Below are 15,827 nucleotides of genomic sequence, written 5' to 3' on the forward strand. Positions count from 1 at the left end.
GTAGCTCCAGTGACTCCAGTAGCGCCAGTAGCACCGGTCGCCCCGGTGGCCCCAGTAGCCCCAGTAGCCCCAGTAGCCCCGGTGGCTCCAGTAGCGCCGGCAGCACCAGTAGCGCCCGTGGCACCGGTAGCTCCAGTGTCACCGCTGGTTCCAGTAGCCCCGGTAGCTCCAGTGACTCCAGTAGCGCCAGTAGCACCGGTCGCCCCGGTGGCCCCAGTAGCCCCAGTAGCCCCAGTAGCTCCGGTAGCGCCCGTGGCCCCAGTGGCTCCAGTGTCGCCCGTCACACCAGTAGCACCCGTGTCGCCGGTAGCCCCGGTGGCCCCAGTAGCTCCAGTATCGCCGGTGGCCCCAGTAGCCCCAGTAGCCCCAGTAGCTCCGGTGGCGCCCGTAGCCCCAGTAGCCCCAGTAGCCCCAGTAGCACCCGTGTCGCCGGTAGCCCCGGTGGCCCCAGTAGCTCCAGTATCGCCGGTGGCCCCAGTAGCACCGGTAGCGCCGGTAGCACCAGTAGCGCCGGTAGCACCAGTAGCGCCGGTGGCTCCAGTAGCGCCAGTGGCTCCAGTAACTCCGGTGGCTCCAGTAACACCCGTAGCCCCGGTAGCACCAGTAGCACCAGTAGCGCCAGTAGCGCCAGTAGCGCCAGTAGCTCCGGTGGCTCCAGTAGCACCAGTAGCCCCAGTAGCGCCAGTAGCTCCGGTGGCGCCAGTGGCCCCAGTAGCCCCAGTAGCTCCGGTGGCGCCCGTAGCCCCAGTAGCCCCAGTAGCCCCAGTAGCACCCGTGTCGCCGGTAGCCCCGGTGGCCCCAGTAGCTCCAGTATCGCCGGTGGCCCCAGTAGCACCGGTAGCGCCGGTAGCACCAGTAGCGCCGGTAGCACCAGTAGCGCCGGTGGCTCCAGTAGCGCCAGTGGCTCCAGTAACTCCGGTGGCTCCAGTAACACCCGTAGCCCCGGTAGCACCAGTAGCACCAGTAGCACCAGTAGCACCAGTAGCGCCAGTAGCGCCAGTAGCTCCGGTGGCTCCAGTAGCCCCAGTAGCCCCAGTAGCGCCAGTAGCTCCGGTGGCGCCAGTGGCCCCAGTAGCACCAGTAGCTCCGGTAGCGCCCGTGGCACCAGTGGCTCCAGTGTCGCCCGTCACACCAGTAGCACCAGTGTCGCCGGTAGCCCCGGTGGCACCGGTAGCTCCGGTAGCCCCAGTAGCGCCCGTGGCTCCGGTGTCGCCCGTGGCCCCAGTAGGGCCAGTAGCGCCCGTGGCACCGGTAGCGCCAGTAGAGCCGGTGGCCCCAGTAGCCCCAGTAGCACCGGTAGCGCCGGTAGCGCCCGTGGCTCCAGTAGCCCCGGAAGCGCCGGTGGCACCAGTATCGCCGGTGGCCCCAGTGGCTCCAGTGGCTCCAGTGGCTCCAGTGGCTCCAGTGGCACCAGTCTCGCCAGTAGCCCCGGTGTTTCCAGTAGCCCCAGTGGCTCCGGTAGCGCCAGTAGCCCCGGTAGCCCCAGTGGCACCAGTAGAACCGGTAGCGCCAGTGTCGCCCGTGGCTCCAGTAGCACCCGTGGCACCGGTAGCCCCAGTGGAGCCGGTAGAACCGGTAGCGCCAGTGTCGCCCGTGGCTCCAGTGACTCCAGTAGCCCCGGTGGCACCCGTAGCTCCAGTATCGCCGGTGGCCCCAGTAGCGCCGGTAGCACCCGTAGCGCCAGTAGCGCCGGTGGCTCCAGTAGCGCCAGTGGCTCCAGTAACTCCGGTGGCTCCAGTAACACCCGTAGCACCGGTGGCCCCAGTAGGGCCAGTAGCGCCAGTGGCCCCAGTGACTCCAGTGGTACCCGTGGCACCGGTAGCGCCGGTGGCTCCAGTGGCTCCGTTACCGCCCGTAGCCCCAGTAGCGCCCGTGGCCCCAGTGGTACCCGTGGCTCCGGTAGCACCAGTAGCACCCGTAGCGCCAGCAGCACCGGTAGCGCCAGTGTTTCCGGTAGCACCAGTGGCACCAGTAGCGCCAGTAGCACCGGTAGCACCGGTGGCCCCAGTAGCTCCAGTAGCACCAGTGGCACCAGTAGCCCCAGTAGCCCCAGTAGCCCCAGTAGCCCCAGTAGCACCAGTAGCCCCAGTAGCACCAGTAGCGCCAGTGGCACCGGTAACGCCCGTGGCCCCAGTAGCTCCGGTCACGCCAGTAGCGCCCGTGTTGCCAGTAGCACCAGTAACGCCAGTAGCCCCGGTAGCGCCGGTAGCGCCGGTGGCTCCAGCATCCCCAGTAGCACCGGTGGCCCCAGTAGCGCCAGTGGCTCCAGCAGCACCCGTGTTCCCGGTAGCCCCAGTAGGGCCGGTAGCTCCAGTAGCTCCAGTAGCTCCAGTAGCCCCGGTGGCTCCAGTAGCGCCGGCAGCACCAGTAGCGCCCGTGGCACCGGTAGCTCCGGTCACGCCAGTAGCGCCGGTGGTTCCAGTAGCCCCGGTAGCTCCAGTGACTCCAGTAGCGCCAGTGTCACCGGTAGCTCCAGTAACTCCCCTTGGACCTGCAGGACCAACTGGTCCTGTTACCCCAGTAGCCCCTGTATTTCCTGTAATCCCCGTTGCTCCTGTAGGCCCAGTAGGGCCAGTTGGCCCTATAATTGGTGGTGGGTGAGGTGGTGGAGGAAATATGGAATTGCAGCTTTGAGGCGGAAATATCGAGTAACATTGTGGCCTATCATGCTGCATGAGCATCCTTCCTTTCGTCATGGATTGTAAATTTTGTGTTTATTTTTAAACAACAGGTACGTTAGCCTAACAAACCTGCAATACCGATTACAGCAATATTCTATGTATTCATAGGTAGGGCTGTGCGCAGCATGGACGACTATCTCTGCCTCGCTCAACTAGGACACAAGTGCTGCAAAGAGTGATTAGAACGATTGCAAACGCAGCTTTTTAATTCTAAGATAATAATGGAATATGGGGGTCATTTCGCGGTAAAGTATGATATTGATAGAAAGACCACATGGATATAGAGAGTATGAGTTAAATATGGAGATGAATGACATGTCAACAGATATTACACACCAACTTTACACGATGTGCATGATAGCAGACGGAGACAAAGTACTGCTACTGAACAGGCCGGACAAGCGAGGTTTTCCAGGTTACATTGCTCCAGGTGGCAAGGTAGATTTTCCCGAAAGCATCGTGAATGGTGCGATTCGCGAAGTGTATGAGGAGACGGGGCTTATCGTCAAGCAGATTCAATATAAAGGGCTAGCGGAATTTTGTGATCCGGATACAGGGCTTCGATATATGGTTTTTAATTATTTGTCCACATCCCATGAAGGCGAGCTGCTAGAGCATCCGCCAGAAGGCGAATTAATATGGATTGATCGCGAACAAGCACTAGAACTTCCTATGCAGGATTGGTTTAAAAGCAGGTTTTTGTTATTTTTTGAACCAGGCACATTTGAGATTAGCTCAGTCTGGAGCGAGCAGAAGCAACTGACGTTGGATCGAACAATTAAGCACTATACAGCTATTTCATAAAACTACTTACGCATGTGGCATGGAAAAGAAAAGCAGCTAGTTCGCTTAGTGCGAAGTAGCTGCTTCCGTGCTGAATCTGGACAACGCGGTGAGGATCTGATCCTCGGTGTCTGATCCCATTCTAATTTGTTCCGATGCGATTTTCTGGAGCCCAAGGTGATCGCCAATCATGACGGAGTACGCGGCGTGGCAGAACATGGGGAGATCATTCGTATCGTTACCAAAGCATATGAATTGACCTTCCTGTATGCCAAATTGTCGTAGTGCAACCATCTTGTCTACAGCCTCAGCAGTAATATCTACGATCTCCTCATCTGAATGGTGATGAATAGTAATCGGTAACGCTGCAAGATCTTGCTGAAGCGCTGCTGCATCCATACAGCTTGTAACGAGGAACTTAGCAGCTTTGGTCTCTGTAGTTAAGTTAACACTGGCAGCGAGGCCGCTTGGATCTACTTTGGCTAAAAAGGGATGGCTTCGATCACCCGCATAATGGTAGTCCCACGCCAAATCAATCAAGTAAGAAGCTTTATGCTTGCTGCTCATGCTGATCAGCTGCTCTAAGATGGATTGTGGAATAAAATTAAGCTGTACTAACTCGTGATTATAATAAGTCATTGCACCATTAGCACCGATCATTAAGCAATCATGTAATCGTTTGTCTAGTACAGGCAGCATGTCTCGGCAAGGCCTAGCTGATGCAAAGCCGACAACGTGACCTTGTTCTCTCAGCTTAAGCAGCTCCTCTTGTATTAGCTGGGAGACAGGCTCGCCTTTAAAGCAGATCGTACCGTCGATATCAAAAATGAAATTCAAAGTGCTCACCTCGTGTTTGATGTGTACCTCTCTAGTGTAGGACTTTTATCGTAAGTCAGAAAGGTACAGATCTTCTTCAATGAAATGGGACAAGACAGGATGTGCTTAATGTGAAGAGAACCAGCTGTACGCGAGCAGCTTTACACCAGCAACCATCTGCTCTTCATCTAAAGAACCAACACCAAGCAGCACTACAGGCCAGCGCTTAGTTGTATCTGTCCAGTATCTGGATGTCCCATACACACGTACGCCTGCGGCATGTGCCTGTGCGAGCAACTCTTCTTCTGTACAATCGAGATGAACTTCCAAAAAAACGTGCATACCCATATCCTTGCCTTGAATAGAGACGGAATCTCCCATATAAGTGAGAATGGCTTGCTGCAGATGATTCATCTTCCGCTCGTAATATTTTCGCAACCGAGCAACATGTTTGTGCCAGCACCCTTCTGCCAGAAATGCTGCTAATGTCAGCTGATCCAGTCTTGATACGGGTTGATCGTATTCTGAGAGTCTGTTATCCATGAGCTCGATGACTGAGTCTGGGACGATCATATAACTGATGTGACATAGCGGTATAATAGATTTGGATAAGGAGCCGATGTAGATGATATGGTGAGAGCTCCCCATGCTGCAAATGGAAGGAAGCGGCGTTTCCGAATACCGATACTCCCATTCATAATCGTCTTCGATTAGCCAACGGTCTTCGTGAGCGGATGCCCATTCTGCTAATTGCATGCGCTTGTGGAGCGGCAGAACCAGCTTGCTGGTAAACTGCTGCGATGAGCTTACGTAAAGTGCATTAACACCTGAGCGTTCAACATGAACCAGATCAATTCCGTCCTCTAACAGCGGGATGCCTGTAACATCGTAGCCCATATTATGAAATACAAGTCGTGCCCCATCATACCCTGGGTTCTCGACACCTAGTCGAATTTGTTCCTTGTCGAGCAATTGAGCCAAAACCGTCACTAGCTGTTGCGGAGTCGATCCAATAATGACCTGATCTTCACGGACGTGGATACCTCTTCCACTGTGTACTAATTTTATAATCTCGCTTCGCAAAGCCGCTTCACCGTAAGGATCGCCCACAACCTCATATTGCTCGGAAAATTGTTTGAAAAGCCGGTTTCTCAGGCGATTCCAGACGGAGATTGGGAAGTGACGCAGCTCAATATTGCCATACTTAAAATCTATTATTTCTTGGGCTGTGACGCTCGAAGCGGATAGTGGTTTGTCACTGTCCGACAATACCGTCTCGACTATGGAAGCGACAATGTATCCCTTTTTTGCAACGCTATAAATGTACCCCTCTGACAATAGGAGCTGATATGCTGCATCAACTGTGTTTTTATTAACATGTAATTCCAGTGCGCACTTCCGAATGGACGGCAGCGTGCTGCCCGCTTTCCAGTGTCCATTCCTTATTTCAGACTTCATATAATCGAAAATCCGCTTATACATCGGTAAGTGAGCGGATTCCTGCGGCAACATGAGCGTAGTCATAACTTATCTCCAAACTGACATGTAGAATAAAGCGCCAAGGGCCTCAGAAGCGGATCTCAATCCGACAACTTTGGCCCTCGCGGCATGCATATATGAATAGTTTTAGGATTGCAGATCCAGTACACCCTGATAAATCTTGTCAAATAGCTCTTCGAGGTTCTCTTCCTCAATACAGGAGAATGCAACTCGCAGGTCGGTATCCCCAAGCGCTATAGTGCCGATTCCGTAATTGTCAAGCAGATGAAGGCGAAGAGTCTCAGCATTCACATGATCCAGCTTCAAACACATGAAATATCCGGAGTTAAATGGATAGTAGGTCCATACGCCTGAGTATTTACCGCTATCAAGCAGGGACTTCACTTTATTGGCGCGGCCTTTCATAATGTTAAACTTTTCTTGCTTCTGGGGCTCAAAGTCAGGCGATTGCAGTGCATGCAGCACAAATGTCTGGGATGGGTGCGGGCCGCTTGAGATTGTAGAACGGATAATTCCCATCGTCTTCTGCTCCAATGCGGCAAGCAGTGAATCGGATGTTGAGGCGTAGGTGATAAAACCTACACGGAAGCCCCATACGTATTCTTCCTTCGTTGCACCGTCAACTTTAACAGCCAGCACATTTGGATGAATGGAGGCCAACGCGCCAAAGAGTGATTCGTGGACGGAGTCCTCAAAGAATAATCCGAAGTAAGCGTCATCTGTAACGACAACCAGTTTCATGCCGGCTTCTGCTGCTTCCTGGATGACGGCTACGATCTTCTCCCCTTCTTCTCTGCCTGGCGTATATCCCGTCGGATTGTTCGGGAAGTTCAGCACGACAATGGCCTTGCCCTTATCGCGGTTTGCCAGTAGAGATGCGCGCAAAGCCTCACTGTTGAATTTCCACTCGTCATTGTAGAGCGGGTAGTAAACCATTTCTGCTCCCCGACGAATGTTAAACGTCAATTCGTAATTTTCCCAGTTTTTGTCTGGCATAATAACAACATCACCATCATCCGCGAACAGGTCTGCCACAATACTTAAGCCATGTGTCAAGGCATTGGTTACGATCGGATTGCTAATATTTTTGCCAACAAGGGAAGGGTTCTCCTTCAACATTTTCTCTCGCCACAGCTTCCGGAGCTCAGGCTTGCCTGCAGGAGGTGCATATGGATAGATGTCCTTCGGGTTAAACGCAGACAGTTGATCTTGGATGACCTTCAGGTGCATCGGAGCTTTGTCTTCGATTGCAATACCAATCGTGGCATTAAACAGCTTGGCTTTGCTTGCTGCCTCCGCGGATTGGCTTAATATGCCTTCCTTAGGAAAGTAAATGAGTTGACCCAAGCGGGACAACATGCTGAAGATTTGTTCATTTTCCTGACGAATCGTTTCGTTTAACTGGTGAGCGAGTGGGTTCATCTTTTCCATCCTTCCAACTTCATTCTGAATTGAACTAATCACCCTATTATACCATTAAGCTTAATCATTCGTCATTGTGATTTGGGAATCTGTTCCTTGGTTAGGAACTCTTTTTGTCTTACGGGTGTTTACAGGTGTATTAAGAGAAAGGACAACGTCGAACGTCCAGCTTTTCCATCCATGCGATGGTTTCTGCATCGCCAGGAGCCTGTCTATCCGCCAATCCTTGTTTGACCATTTGGTGTTTCTTTTCAGGCAAGTTTTGGCCAAACTTAAATTTGGCTGTAAGATCCTCAATATTTAGTTTGTAAATAAAGAGGGCAGCATCTTGTTTGGCATATCCAGACATGGACCAGTCAAATGGCTCATAACCGCCTTCAGGCTGCAATTTCTCCATAAATGCTGTGAAAAATTTTGTTTTCTCAGCCGAATCCGAGACGATCGACATCGTGCCTCTAATATGCACAGATCTAAAATAAGTGGTGGCTGGACATGCAAATACGGGGTCTACAAAATGGGAAGGAATGAGAGCGTGCATTTCCGAGACATTAAAGGAAGCCTGTGGGTGCTTCTTTAACTGCTCGATTTTCTCTCCTTTACGACTGCTATGGAAGTACAACGCATGCTGCTCTGGCATGTGGATGTACATAATTGGCGTCAGCCGTGGATAACTGTCGTCTCCCATCGTTCCAAGAACGCCATAAGGCTGCTCTTTCAAAAAATCGTTAATTAATTCTTGTCCCTCTACTTCGAACTCTGCCCGTCTCAATTTGTCCGCCTCCCTGATTCCTTCATTGTTATAACCTTATTTATGCTTATGAGCATATCGCAAAAAGTGATCATGCAATAAGATCCAATTTGGATTAATATGAATGTACCAGTTACATGATGACCAAGTACGAAGGAGATAAACTCATGAACGGCCTAGCTGCATACACGACATGGTTAGAAAGCGGATACGGCAAGGGTGAGGCTTTATATCGCTCCATCAGGCAGCACATCTTAGAAGGCAAATTGACAAGCGGTGTTCCTTTAGCTTCAACCCGTGAAGTGGCAAAACAACTATCATTGTCGAGAGGAACAGTCCTCTCGGCGTATGATCGCCTTATATCGGAAGGCTACGCAGAAGCGGCCCAGGGCAGCCATACTAGAGTGGCTCGCATGTTGAAGCTGCCGCTGCCTTCGTTGAGCGGGCAAGCCACTCCGGAAGTCATGCTGTCCGAATGGGCAGAAAGAGTTGTTCAAGCGGAAGGCAGCGTACCTAATCGTTTATTTAATCCTCCTGCACCGAATACGATTGATCTTAGTCTTGGCTGGAGCTCAAGTCACGGCTTTCCAGTGGAGGACTGGCAGCGATGTTTGCGACTGGCTATCCGTGAAATGGATTGGCAGCAACCACTGGCCCAATTGGGCAGTGCTGGACTTCATCCGCTGCAGCAAGCCATTGCCGCTCATCTGATGCGTCACCGTGGCGTGTCTGCGTCACCTGATCGTATCGTGCTGACACATGGCTCCAAGCATGCTTTAACGCTGCTGGTTCAACTGCTTGCGGGCCAAGGTGACGCTGTGCTTATTGAGACGCCAGGCTACAGAGGCATTCATGAAGCCGTCCGAGCGGCGGGCGGCGATCCTCTTTATTTTGCAGTCGAGATGGAATCGCAACTTAGCGAATTGCTCCATGGTTCTGAGGTACGATTAGCAATCGTGACCCCCAATCGACATTTCCCAACGGGGCGTACGATGAGTGTTAATGCTCGTGGCGAACTGTTGAGTTGGGCCCAGGCCGGGCAAAAGTGGATTATCGAGGATGATTATGATAGCGAGTTTGGATTTGGCGGCAAACGTTACGAACCTCTGCAGTCGATGGATCGACATAGTCGAGTCATTTACGTGGGTTCTTTCACTCGTACCTTGAGCGCCAAGCTTCGTATAGGTTACATGGTTGTGCCTGACGTCCTGTTGACACCTGTACATTCGGCACTTCGCCTGTATAGTTATAATGAGTATGAACGTGTGGAATACGCTGCGCTTGCACGTTTTATGAACAGTGGTGAATACGAGCGTCATCTGAGGCGGATTAATCGGGAACATCGTCGAAAAGTACAAATATATTGCCGGATTATGCAGGAAAATGTAAGTCATTTGTTTAAATGGTATGCTGAGGATGTAGGTCTTCATCTGTATGCACGGTGGATGCAGCCGTCAGCGATGTATCAGGCCTTTTGTGAAGAAGCAGCACGCAGGGGTGTTGTTTGGCAAGATGGGAGACACTACGATATACAGGGTGATGCTGCTCCTGTCAGCGCTATATTTGGGTTGTCCTATGTGGATGAGGAAGCATGGACAATCGCATGCCAACGTATGCGCTTAGCGTGGGAGGCAGTGTCTCAACAGAAAAATATGTTAATGGATAAATAAAGGAGGCAACGACATGTTGAATGCCGCGCCGACTTCTTACGTCTGGAAGCCTGCAATTGCCAAAATTACATGTGAGCCGAATTGGAGGTGGCAGAAGCGGGAAAAGCCGATGGCCAATTATGATTTGTTTTACGTGTGGAGTGGCGAAGGGGAAGTAATTTTAAATGACGTGCCCTATCAAGTGAGTAAAGGGAGCTGCTTTATGTTCCGGGCAGGCGATCATACAAGTGCGACGCATAATCCGCAGAAGCCGCTTACATTAACGTATATTCACTTTGATGTAGAGGAGCCGGTTGCTCTTGTGCCTGTTGCCTATCGGGAGTTAAGCGAGACGGTTGATTTTGAGCATTTGCTTGCTCGCTTTGTCCGGTTGTATATGACTAAGCCCTATGGCTATGACATTGAGATACAGCTTGTTCTGAAGCAGATGATGATCTATCTGCTCCGAGCTGATCAGGAGGAGCCAAGTGAACGTAATACAAGCCATCAATTAGCAGTTTCCATTCATGAAATCGCCAATTTTATTCGCCAAAATCCGAGCATGACCCATCGAATTGAAGATTTATCGGCGCGGGCACATTTGTCGCCGCGTTATTTTTCAGTGAAATTTAAAGAGTTGATTGGTATGTCTGTCCAAAGTTATATTATTCGTTCGCGAATTGAACGAGCAGAACATTTGCTGCATCATGCTGGAATGAATGTGACAGAGGTGGCGGATGCGCTCGGTTATCGCGATATTTTTTTCTTCAGTCGTCAATTCAAGCAGTATACTGGACGCAGTCCTTCCGAGATCCGATAATTAGTGGTATTTGTTTAGTCATTGATGTCAGATCCTAGGGAAGTATAAAATAGAAAGAAGTGAGAAGTGGTAGAGTTGTAAGACAAGGAAGGTATGGAGGTTTATCGAATTCCTATACATAGAAGTCTAACAGCGAGAAAGAGTAAGCCAACATGGGGGGATGAATACGATGACTACGAAACAAGAGAAGATTTCTATTATGAAGGAACTCATTTCATTTGTGGAATCATTAAAGCCTCTAGACGAAACGACTTGGTCTACTCCTTGGCAAGAAGGAAAATGGTCTCCATGCGAAATTATAGGCCATATAGCGTTATGGGACCGATTTTTTTACGAAGGTGCAATATTACGTATAGCTCAACATGAACCATTAACACTTAAAAAGGTTGATTTTGAACAGTTTAATCGCGAGGCGAGTGAATACAGCAAAACCGTATCCAAGGATGCATTACTCGAATTGACGATCCAAAATAGAGCGGATATTATAGCAGCGCTCCATCGTATCCCTGATGAGGAATATCCGATCGAGCATGGAAGCGGCAAGCTTTCAGTAGATAGTTACATAGAAGACTTTAAGTATCATGACCATCATCATATGGATCAGATCAAGCGATTTTTGGAAGCGAAGTCAAGTCATAACGTCATTCAAGCATAACCAAGTGGACAGACTTAACACGTGCTATATGTACTAATGAAGGGCAGGAGACGATGTCTGTTGACAATATGGATGTGATACAGGTATGAGGAGTGCAGCAGCTGCACTCCTCATAATGGTAGTTATACCGCTTGACTGCCTGAGCATAACCTGACCGCGTGATTGCGTCGCTTTGTATCGGATGAGGCCACTAGATCAGACGGGAACGTTAGTGAAATGGTCACACGTTCGATGACTCATTTCCATGCAATTCAGGATCTTCTTCCCATTGGGTGATGGTTATTTGATTATGCCTGCTGACTCCGTTGATTAATCGTTTTATAGGCTAGAGCGGCTAGAATCGCACCGATAAGTGGAGCAAGGATGAATACCCACAGCTCGGAGAGGACCTCTCCACCTAGCAGAATAGCAGGCCCAAAGCTTCTTGCTGGATTAACTGAGGTACCAGTAAGCCCGATTCCAAGAATGTGAACGAATGCGAGCGTAAGTCCTATGACTAACCCGGCAACGCTGCTGTTACTGGAACCGGAGGTTACTCCGAGTATGGTGTAAATAAACACAAAGGTTAGAATAATCTCAACAATAAACGCCATTCCCATCGTAATTCCGATCCCATAGCCTGTGCCGAAGCCATTCTGTCCGAGATTGGACACAGTCGTTGTGCCTGTAGAGCTAATGATGGCATAGAGGATTCCCGATGCGGACACAGCTCCGAGGAGTTGTGCAATGACGTAACCTATGAAATCACCACCTGAACATTTCTTGGTAAGCAGCATAGCCAATGAAACTGCAGGATTAATGTGACATCCAGAGATTGGTCCAATTACGTAAGCCATAGCTACGATAGATAAACCAAAAGCAAATGCGATTCCAAGATAGCCAAGCTCACCGCCTGCTGTTGCTGCACTGCCACACCCGAATAGGACAAGAACGAGTGTTCCTAAGAACTCGGCTATATATTTCTTAAATGACATGCTTAACCTCCTTTATCATCAATGTCAGTTTCATCCTATTCTTAGGAGTTTATTTCTATGCTCTGAAATCAGTTGTTAAGTGGTTTTTATCACGCCTACGCCGTATTATTATTTATATAAAATAATTAGTGAATTCATAATTAGTGAATTCATCTTTAGCACATACAGCAGTAAGGATCAGTAGTATTCATGAGGTATTTTGTAAGTGAAAGACATTAAAAGAGGTATCATCCAGAAAGAAGGTAACAGCATGATTACGATTGAACCCATTAGCCATGAGGACCTAATGGCCTTAAATGGACTATACGAAGAATTGATGGGGGTTTCTGGTAGTTTGAGCCGTATGAATACGGTGTATGATCATATAGCTGCCAACTCTCAATACAGACTGCTCGGCGCTAAGTGTGACGGGGAACTGGCAGGTTCGATTACTTGTATTTTATGTTGGGATCTTGTTGGAGATTGCCGGCCATTTATGCTGATTGAGAATGTTGTTGTTTCCTCTCGCTTCAGAAGACTTGGTATTGGCAACAGGCTGATGGAGCATGCGGAGCATATTGCACGCAGTTATGAATGTACTTGTACAATGCTGATCTCAGGTGCGCAGCGGACAGAAGCGCATCGATTCTATGAGGCATTAGGTTATACCGTTGATGTTAAGGGATTTAAGAAGATGCTATAAAGCGGCTATTACGGACAACAAGTAAGGAATTTGTGGAGGAAAAAGGACCGTGTTTATTAAAATTTATCGCTATTATGTTCAACCTAATCAACTTAATAAGTGCCTGACTATTGTGGATCGCTCCGATCAGATTTATAAGACTGTGGTCGACTATACGATGCTTCATGTCCGCTGTGAAGAGGAGCCGACAAAGTTTGTTGAGATTCAGATGTATGAAAATGAGCAGGTATATGAAGCTGCCATGGACATCTTGAATCGTAACATAGAGCTGGAATCGTTATACCAGCAGTTCCTAGCGATACTAGACCCACAGCGACCGAAAGTACATGAAGAAACATGCAAACGGTTAACTGAACATATGATTGTTGGCGGGGAATAAAGGAGAGGACTATATTGAACTTATATGTAGAGGCTTCATTACACCAACTGAAAGTGGCAGTACAATCGGTGGTCAAGATGATGGACCAGTTAACAGATTCAGAGTTGGACATATCACCGATAGCAAATAAGCGTTCATTGCGGGAATTACTCGTACACTTGTCCATGATCTGTATGGCGGATAGGCGTATCGTCGAGGGAGCGAGTGAAGAAGAGATGCGTGTGTTCTACAAGGAGCACGAACCTCACACGCTGCAGCGTGCGAAAGAAGTAGCATTGGCAGGACTGCATCAATTGGAATACCTTTATAAGGGATATTCCGAGGTGGAGCTTATGGAGAAGACTACATCGTATTGGGGAGTAAGTTACTCCCGATATGAATGGCTGGTGGAGATGGTAGGCCACGTTTACCATCACCGTGCACAACTGCATATGATGATGACAGAACATGTTCGCGAGCCGAAGGTGATATTATTTGAGTAAATGTGACCTCGCAATTGTCGCAGTGCTGTAAGACTTGCGACGTGCCGTGAGCGTAGCAGATACTGCTGACTATAACGACAACAAACCGTCTGACGGCACTCTGAAGTGGGAGCGCGGTTCAGACGGTTTTGTCATTTAATAATTTATGATTTGGCTGTTTTGGTATGAAGCTGTCCGAGTTCCTCGCCCATCTTCACCTTATCGCCTAATTTGAGATTCCCACGTGGTGTAAAAGTTCCGGTATCTGTCAGCAGTACAACGGTAGAGCCAAACTCGAAGTACGCCAATTCCCCGCCTCTTTCATAATTAGCATTCACCTTATCATCCACGTAGCGTATGCTACTAACATTAAGGGCTCCAACCTTCACTACGGATACTTCGCCATGATCATGGCGGATGTACGTAATCAATCGTTCATTGCGACTGAGCACACGCCGCATATGCTTTAATCCAAAATCATTTACTGGATACACTTTTCCAGGAACATATTCACTTTCTACAGTGTGTCCGGTAACTGGTGAATGGATGCGATGGTAGTCTGTTGGGCTGAGATACAGCACAAAATAAAAACCGTGCTTATACTTTTGTCGATGTGGCGAGCGATTCAACAGTTCATCGAGCGTGTAATCCTGCCCTTTTACATTCAGAATCGTACCATCTTCAATCTGGCCCATCCCCGTAATCATACTGTCAACAGGGCTTAGCAGTTTGTCCTGTCCTTCAGCCAGCGGTCGTAGACCGGGCTTTAATCGACGTGTGAAAAAGTCGTTAAGTGTCTCGTACTCCTGTAACGCTTTTTCCGCCTCCTCAATATGAATGCCATAAGACTTGGCAAATGTCGGGATAAGTTTGCGGCTAAATCGTGAACTTGCCACCGTACCTGCGATCCGGGATACCCATTTGCGAGAGGACAGCTCCGTTAATAATCGCAACAATCGCTTCATCATAATTACGTAATCACCTATTTGTCGGTCCGCCTTTATAGAGGCGTCCTGCGTAGTTTAAGGATACCTGAAAATACAGTGGTTCCTTTGGACTATCTTGACACAGAACGCCTCATTTTTCAATAACATCATAAGTTGGAGCGTAAGGGAACGCGTTAACGTTAGTTTGTAAGCGGGGCATATTGAGGCTGATAAATCAGACTTGCGCCATATGCAATCGGGTTCTCATAAGTTAATTTCCATTCTGTAATTAGATTGGCTTCACGAAAGCTATAACGTTGATCGCGGCCATTACATTCGATGAATAGAGGCGTACCATCCGGGGATAGACCAATATCAAGACCTAGGTCTGCGAGATGCGGGAGTTGTTGTGATAAATTATTTGCGATTAGCAGCGATAAGCTGGAGACACGCTGTCGCAGTCTATGGAAGGGGAACGATGGTAAAGAGTTGGCTGCAATCTCTTCAAAGGTATGCACAGTCCCCCCCTGCGCTACATTGGTTAAGAAGGTGTATGAGGGCGCTACTTTTCCTACAATGCCGGTAATTTGCCAATTGCGACTTGCATCTCGTTGTACCGAAACACGAAGATCGAAAGGTCTGCCGCGAAACGTAGCAAGCGGCAGTGTTTGCTGTACCAAGTAAGATCCACGGCTTATGCGGGTCCTTATGAGCCCAGGCAAAGCTTGATTAAGGCTCTCAATCGTACGCCAACGGTTGCCTTTGGCAGCCGTGTGTACGGAGAACATGGCTTGCCAGCCTCGGGATGTGCGATCAAGCTTCATGATGCCTTTACCCACGCTGCCACTAGCAGGCTTTAAGATGAGGGAGTGATGTCTTTCCATCATCTTAAAGAGGGTACCGTGCGCGGCCTGGACTGTATCCGGTAGGTAGGGGACGAGCGCCGGATCACGCTGCAGCAGTTCATGAATCGTCAGCTTGCTGTATCGATTCACTTGGTTGAACAACTGAATGCCCCGATTGACGAGTGCTCGAACTTTCGCGTGTAAATCAGAACGAAAGTAAATCGCCCGATTATGAATGACGGTCGGAACGGTCATTCGTTTCCGCGTATACATGCCATGACGGCGAATGTAGGCCGTTACTTGCAGGGAACGAACATCCACGTCTTCCAAGCGGAAATATACGGGGACAACGCCGTGACGTTTAGCAGCTTCCTCATAATACACAATCGCCTCGTGACGGGTTCTGCCGCGCGTGAGCCCTCGCAGCATGCTGGCGTTAAACAGAATACCTATACGGTTGTCTAACAATGGATGTACCTCCCTCTA

General features: G+C 49.4%; 14 protein-coding genes and 1 pseudogene. 7 read left to right on the forward strand and 8 right to left on the reverse strand.

Features of this window, described 5'->3' with window-relative positions:
• Positions 1-2,675 (reverse strand): annotated as a pseudogene (locus QP775_RS22430) (collagen-like protein); the annotation flags it as partial.
• Between the two features lie 312 nt (positions 2,676-2,987).
• Here QP775_RS22430 and QP775_RS22435 point away from each other — a divergent pair.
• A complete protein-coding gene (locus QP775_RS22435) occupies positions 2,988-3,485 on the forward strand; it encodes an 8-oxo-dGTP diphosphatase (RefSeq protein WP_239332762.1) in 498 nt (165 codons plus the stop codon).
• 45 nt (positions 3,486-3,530) lie between these two features.
• On the opposite strand, the gene QP775_RS22440 is transcribed toward QP775_RS22435, so the two are convergent.
• The 4 genes from QP775_RS22440 to QP775_RS22455 form a co-directional block, all read right to left on the reverse strand.
• Complete coding sequence (locus QP775_RS22440) at positions 3,531-4,301, reverse strand: HAD-IIB family hydrolase (RefSeq protein WP_285109036.1); 771 nt, start codon at positions 4,299-4,301, stop codon at positions 3,531-3,533.
• Positions 4,302-4,406: 105 nt separating this feature from the next.
• The gene (gene pdxR / locus QP775_RS22445) at positions 4,407-5,804 is read right to left on the reverse strand and encodes a MocR-like pyridoxine biosynthesis transcription factor PdxR (RefSeq protein WP_239332438.1); all 1,398 of its coding nucleotides are present in this window, start codon (positions 5,802-5,804) and stop codon (positions 4,407-4,409) included.
• Between the two features lie 102 nt (positions 5,805-5,906).
• The gene (locus tag QP775_RS22450; RefSeq protein WP_285109144.1) at positions 5,907-7,202 is read right to left on the reverse strand and encodes an aminotransferase class I/II-fold pyridoxal phosphate-dependent enzyme; all 1,296 of its coding nucleotides are present in this window, start codon (positions 7,200-7,202) and stop codon (positions 5,907-5,909) included.
• 139 nt (positions 7,203-7,341) lie between these two features.
• Positions 7,342-7,971, reverse strand: a complete 630-nt coding sequence (locus QP775_RS22455; protein WP_285109037.1) for a pyridoxamine 5'-phosphate oxidase family protein — start codon at positions 7,969-7,971, stop codon at positions 7,342-7,344.
• A 146-nt stretch (positions 7,972-8,117) separates the two neighbouring features.
• On the opposite strand from QP775_RS22455, the gene pdxR (QP775_RS22460) reads away from it, so the two are divergent.
• From pdxR (QP775_RS22460) to QP775_RS22470, 3 genes are all read left to right on the forward strand, one after another.
• On the forward strand, positions 8,118-9,620 hold the full coding sequence (gene pdxR, locus QP775_RS22460) for a MocR-like pyridoxine biosynthesis transcription factor PdxR (protein ID WP_285109038.1): 1,503 nt from the start codon (positions 8,118-8,120) through the stop codon (positions 9,618-9,620).
• 13 nt (positions 9,621-9,633) lie between these two features.
• A complete protein-coding gene (locus QP775_RS22465) occupies positions 9,634-10,419 on the forward strand; it encodes a helix-turn-helix domain-containing protein (protein WP_239332444.1) in 786 nt (261 codons plus the stop codon).
• A 169-nt stretch (positions 10,420-10,588) separates the two neighbouring features.
• A complete protein-coding gene (locus QP775_RS22470) occupies positions 10,589-11,074 on the forward strand; it encodes a DinB family protein (RefSeq protein WP_285109039.1) in 486 nt (161 codons plus the stop codon).
• Positions 11,075-11,361: 287 nt separating this feature from the next.
• Here QP775_RS22470 and QP775_RS22475 read toward each other — a convergent pair whose 3' ends face one another.
• Positions 11,362-12,048 (reverse strand): MIP/aquaporin family protein, encoded by a 687-nt coding sequence (locus QP775_RS22475; protein ID WP_239332448.1) that lies wholly within the window; start codon positions 12,046-12,048, stop codon positions 11,362-11,364.
• 205 nt (positions 12,049-12,253) lie between these two features.
• Here QP775_RS22475 and QP775_RS22480 point away from each other — a divergent pair, with 205 nt between their 5' ends.
• Genes QP775_RS22480 through QP775_RS22490 form a run of 3 tightly spaced genes read left to right on the forward strand, consistent with a single transcriptional unit; the run spans position 12,254 to position 13,591 of the window.
• Positions 12,254-12,730, forward strand: coding sequence for a GNAT family N-acetyltransferase (locus tag QP775_RS22480; protein WP_285109040.1), 477 nt, complete (start codon positions 12,254-12,256; stop codon positions 12,728-12,730).
• A gap of 49 nt (positions 12,731-12,779) precedes the next feature.
• On the forward strand, positions 12,780-13,109 hold the full coding sequence (locus QP775_RS22485) for a hypothetical protein (protein ID WP_239332452.1): 330 nt from the start codon (positions 12,780-12,782) through the stop codon (positions 13,107-13,109).
• Positions 13,110-13,123: 14 nt separating this feature from the next.
• Positions 13,124-13,591, forward strand: a complete 468-nt coding sequence (locus tag QP775_RS22490) for a DinB family protein (RefSeq protein ID WP_239332454.1) — start codon at positions 13,124-13,126, stop codon at positions 13,589-13,591.
• A 143-nt stretch (positions 13,592-13,734) separates the two neighbouring features.
• Here the strand turns inward: QP775_RS22490 and asd are convergent, their stop codons facing one another.
• A complete protein-coding gene (gene asd / locus QP775_RS22495; protein ID WP_239332456.1) occupies positions 13,735-14,538 on the reverse strand; it encodes an archaetidylserine decarboxylase in 804 nt (267 codons plus the stop codon).
• A 158-nt stretch (positions 14,539-14,696) separates the two neighbouring features.
• Positions 14,697-15,809, reverse strand: a complete 1,113-nt coding sequence (locus QP775_RS22500; protein WP_285109041.1) for a YheC/YheD family endospore coat-associated protein — start codon at positions 15,807-15,809, stop codon at positions 14,697-14,699.
• Positions 15,810-15,827: the final 18 nt, after the last annotated feature.

The organism is Paenibacillus sp. UMB4589-SE434, assembly GCF_030226685.1.
Lineage (GTDB): Bacteria > Bacillota > Bacilli > Paenibacillales > Paenibacillaceae > Paenibacillus_B.